The organism is Sphingobacterium sp. IITKGP-BTPF85 (assembly GCF_001006065.1).
In the GTDB taxonomy this organism is placed as follows: Bacteria; Bacteroidota; Bacteroidia; order Sphingobacteriales; family Sphingobacteriaceae; genus Sphingobacterium; species Sphingobacterium anhuiense.
In genome coordinates, this window is record NZ_ASZT02000227.1 from 1 (window position 1) to 4,675 (window position 4,675).

Sequence of the window (4,675 nt, forward strand, 5' to 3'; positions counted from 1 at the left end):
AAAAACTGATAACAAATAAAATAGTGGGATTAAAATAGAAGTTATCAAAAAACAAGGTACTCTTGGAAAGCTCTGCAATAAACACCAGATAAATACCTAGATAGATCCACTGATCTTTACCGAAAAGATCAACTGCGGGAACACTTGCAAATCGCGCTATTATGATTAAAGCAAAATAGCTTAGGATCACCAGCCCTGAATAATGTTCAACTTCAATTCTTTTCAACGCAAAAATAGAAGAAGCTGTACGAAGTCCTGTCATGATGAACAAAACATAGAACATTGCATTAATGATATGATCGAGGAGGTTTGCAAGATTTGGATCTCTTACATAGCCCACATTGAAAATAACGGCAAAAGCACAGATCATGCTGACATAAAACATGATTTGATCTACAATGCTATTCTTATACTTAAAGACGAATTTTAAAAAACTCAATATTGACCCCATCTGTCACAAACATACTGATAACTTAGGAAAAACAGAACTTCCTGCCCCGATGATCATATTTCACGTGAAACCCTCTTTTTTATTCGGCGACTTTGCTCTCTTCGTCACCTTTTTTCTTCTTAAAAAGCTTCGATACAAAACTTTTCGTTTTGCCAACAACAGTATTGGCTTTCTCTACTGTATGTTGTGCGCGGTCAGCAGTACGCATTAATTTAGCTTCCCGCTCCTTGCTAAGCCCCACACATTGCTTTATTCCATCCAATAGACTTTGCCAAAGGGTCTTAAAAAAAGTGTGGTCAGCATGCCTATGCCAATTGACCTTTCCAATAATATATTCTCCAGAAAGGTTTGGATTACTACCGTTAACCAAAAGTTCATTCACCAGTAAAGAGATAAAACCTTTTCTTTTAACAGTCCCATCTTCTTTCTTCTCTAAAATGGTGATTTTTAGATCATCATAATCAAAATTAAACTTTCCCCAATTTCTGTGATCGGTTGCTTCCATATCAAAAGCTATTTTTTTGATATTTCCCGAGGCTATTTCTACATTTAAGAGCGGCTTTAAAATTTTATTAAAGGCTGGTGCCTGCATTGCTCCTACTGTTCCTTTATAAGTATGAAAACCTGTTTTCGATGTCATATCAAATCCGAATAAAACATGTAAACGCCCACTATTCATCACTTTTGTCAGAACATCGACACGCATCCACTTATTTTTAGCCAGACTTGAAACATCATTGGTCATGTTACTAATAGTCGCATAACTCTTATCGAAGGTAATCTTCCCGACCTGGTTATATTTACCACTTAACTCCGAATAGCTTATATCAGCATTTTGTACCAATACCGTATCTATTGCTAATTGCGTTTTCATATGCATTAAAGCTTGATGCGGAGATCTTCCAACTTTATTTACAGGTGTTGATTTATAATGCTTGTCCGAATAAATATCCAAGAGTCCATTTTTCAGTTGCGCTTTTCCTGCATAGATCTTCTTATTACGTAACAAACTATTAAAATCAAAAGATTCAAAACGAACCGTGTCGAATTTCATGACAACATAGCTTCCTCCTTTACCCTTTGCTTTATAATAGGCCGACTTACCCAAAATAGGTTGGTAAGCCACCTTTGTCAACATGATATTACGATCCCTAGTATTGATTTTTAATTGATTAAAATCAACCTTATAAAATCCATCAGGAGTTTTATAAGTAAATGCAGGAACTTCTATATCAACCATTTTGGTATGATAGAAACGTGTCGCATCGGAAATTGATGTCGAGTCGACCAAAACATCCTGAATCTTTATATTGACTTTCTTGATCTCAAAATCTTGGTAGATACTTTTTTGAATCTGCGAATATTTAAAATTGACCTTATTCAAATCGATTCCGGTTATGCGGATTCTTTTTAGGGTATTCTTTATTTTATCATATAAGGGTTTACTCTTTTCTGTAGATGCTGTATCATTATAGGAATGATACTTATTGATCATATGGACACTCGGAGTATCTAAAACGACATTCTTTAAATAAAGCTCTTTATTCAGCAGCATATCCCGTATAGAGAAATTACGAAATTTTAATTTGGCGACTTCGATTTGAAAACGATTATCAGGAGCTTTATTTATTCCTTCTAGTCGCGCATAAACATTGCTGTCCGAGCGTAAAACCAGATTGCTTATCGTTACATTTCCTAAAGCAAGATTAATATCCAAGTCATCATAATCAACCGTGTACAAACTATCGGTAGATGCGAGCACTATTTCTCTGAATTTTTGGTCTACAATTGGCTTCCAATGCACACTAAAATACCAAACAACCCCACCAAGCACAATCAACAGTATTACGAAAATACCGATTATCCATTTCCAAACAGCCTTCATGTAAAACGCGCTCCTCTTTTAGTAAATTTATTTGGTTATTTTTATCTAATACAAAACAACTTATTAATACTTTTGTTTGATTTTCAATAAAAGTAGATTAGTATCGATTCTTTCACTTGGTCCCAAATTCATGACACCATATAAAATAAAGCTGTTCTTCTGTATCTCGCTTAGTATAATATTACACATTTCCTGTCAAAAAAAAGAACCCTCCGTAGGCTTTTATTATTGGAAGACAAACTATAAGTCCGACACCTTATCACAAAAGATGATACAAGATCTAAAATCAAATACATTATTCGTTCGTATAATGGATATTGATTTTACTGATGGGGGTATTGAGCCCGTTCCCATCTCTCCAATTTCTTTTGAAAAAACTCTTCCATCAAATCAAACACTTGTGCCTGTTGTATTTATCAACCAAAGAATATTTACAGAATTAGATAGTCTCCAGATTAGAGGACTTGCACATAAAATGATACCTTTTGTATCTGAAAAGGCTAAACAATCCGGAAAAGAAGACTTTAAAGAATTACAGATTGATTGCGACTGGACTAAAAGCTCCCGTGATAAATTTTTCTATCTGCTAGAATACCTACAAAAGATACCTGAATTAAATGAAGTGACGATAACCACGACATTAAGGCTTCATCAAGTTAAAAATATTCAGTCCAGTGGTATACCTCCTGTAAAAAGAGCAACACTGATGTGCTATAATATGGGAAATTTAAGACAATTTGGAGATCATAATTCTATTTTAAATCAGCAAGATTTAACAACTTACCTGAGTGGAACTCTTAAAGACTATCCTTTAGAATTAGATATTGCTTTACCCCTATTCGATTGGTATGTAGCCTTTCGCGATCATCAATATATTGGTATTTCTAAGTATATCGACAAGAGCGATTTGGATGATAAATCACTCTTTACAAGAAATCCAAAGACGGAATTATTTATTCTGAACCAGGACTTACAAAAAGCGAATCTAAAAAAAGGAGATGTGATCCGTCATGAATTTATAACGAAGGAACAGTTAATTGCAACCGCCAAATTTTTAAATAAAGAACTTCAAGGAAAAGAGAAAAGAATCATCTTCTACCATTTGGCCCCAGAAGTTTTATCGAACTATAATTATGCAGATTTACAAGAAGTTATTGCTGCTTTTTAGCGCTACATTTATGCTCTATTTCAGTGAAATTGCGATTAATATCGCTTGTGGTCCCGAAATAGACCCTTATGACAATCAACAGACCTATTTCCTACCAAATCTGGAAGATAATAGCTACTCCGCTTTTCAGTTTATTCCCTATCAATTTCTATATACAGAACAGGAACCTGTACTGGAAGCGTCTGTAAATGTTACAGACTGGGTAAATCATTTAGGAAAAAATGTGAAACCAGATGATCTATACGCAGTCATGTACCAATCAAACCCGGAAACAATACAGGTTTTAAAGAATACAGCAATCCTGGATAATCTTCCAGATTCACTTCGAAATAACACATTTATTCAAAGTCTATTTCTTCCTAAAAATAAAAAGGAACTCGCTTACTTTCATTTTACAAAAGAGCAAGAACCTGTCACCAATATTGCACAAGACCCTTGGAGTCCTGATGAGCGTAATTTCGATGAAATAAAGCAATTTGCGCTTGAGGCAGAAAGTAAAATTTCGGTCCATAAGAACAATAGTTTCTTATTATTACGTTACGCATATCAAGCGGCAAGATTATTTCTTTTTGCTAAAGAATATGAAAAAAGCATCACCGTTTATGATAAATACATCGCTCGGTCAAAACTGAAATCTCCCGTATTAGGTTGGGCATTATCCAATTATGCAGGCGCTGTCAGGAAAAATGGTGAACCTGCAAAAGCTGCCTTTTTATTTTCTAGCGTATTTACGCTATCGCCCGAAAGAAGAATACTCGCGTACAACAATTTTCATTATATACAAGCAACTGATGCTGAAATTTGCCTATACCAAAACTAAAGCAGACAAATTCAATATCAATGCAATCATCGGTTTCAACAACCCAAATAGTACTATTGAATATCTCGAAAACTGTTATAAGCTGGATCCTGCTAATACTATAAATGCCGTACTCCTCACACGGGAGGTTAACAAAATAGAAAATTTCTTCATTAAAGACCATACATTAGGTTATAATATGTCGCAGTGGTATCATGATGAAAACAAAGAAGAAATTCAAAAACACCTCCAAAACATCCGAGAACTTGCGCTAACCATGTATAAGGATAAAAAATATATTCAACCACAAATAGGCTTAGTTACAGCGGCCTACTTGAGTTGGCTCAATGCCGAAAATGATCTCGCAAAAAA

4 protein-coding genes and 1 pseudogene are annotated in these 4,675 nt (G+C 34.7%); 3 read left to right on the forward strand and 2 right to left on the reverse strand.

Annotated features, from left to right (window positions below):
• Both L950_RS24180 and L950_RS24185 read right to left on the reverse strand, forming a co-directional pair.
• Nucleotides 1–451: pseudogene (locus tag L950_RS24180) on the reverse strand (ATPase); the annotation flags it as partial.
• A 79-nt stretch (nt 452–530) separates the two neighbouring features.
• Nucleotides 531–2,336 carry a hypothetical protein gene (locus L950_RS24185; protein ID WP_021191383.1) on the reverse strand — a complete coding sequence of 602 codons (1,806 nt, stop codon included), beginning with the start codon at nt 2,334–2,336 and terminating at the stop codon, nt 531–533.
• A gap of 268 nt (nt 2,337–2,604) precedes the next feature.
• On the opposite strand from L950_RS24185, the gene L950_RS24190 reads away from it, so the two are divergent.
• The 3 genes from L950_RS24190 to L950_RS24200 all read left to right on the forward strand — a co-directional run.
• Nucleotides 2,605–3,504: a hypothetical protein gene (locus tag L950_RS24190; RefSeq protein ID WP_231577846.1), complete on the forward strand. Its 900-nt coding sequence runs from the start codon at nt 2,605–2,607 to the stop codon at nt 3,502–3,504.
• Nucleotides 3,470–4,324: a hypothetical protein gene (locus tag L950_RS24195; RefSeq protein ID WP_021191385.1), complete on the forward strand. Its 855-nt coding sequence runs from the start codon at nt 3,470–3,472 to the stop codon at nt 4,322–4,324. Before L950_RS24190 ends, L950_RS24195 begins: the two co-directional genes overlap by 35 nt.
• A partial coding sequence (locus L950_RS24200; RefSeq protein WP_031289170.1) for a hypothetical protein occupies nt 4,296–4,675 on the forward strand: 380 nt, incomplete at its 3' end. The genes L950_RS24195 and L950_RS24200, both read left to right, overlap by 29 nt.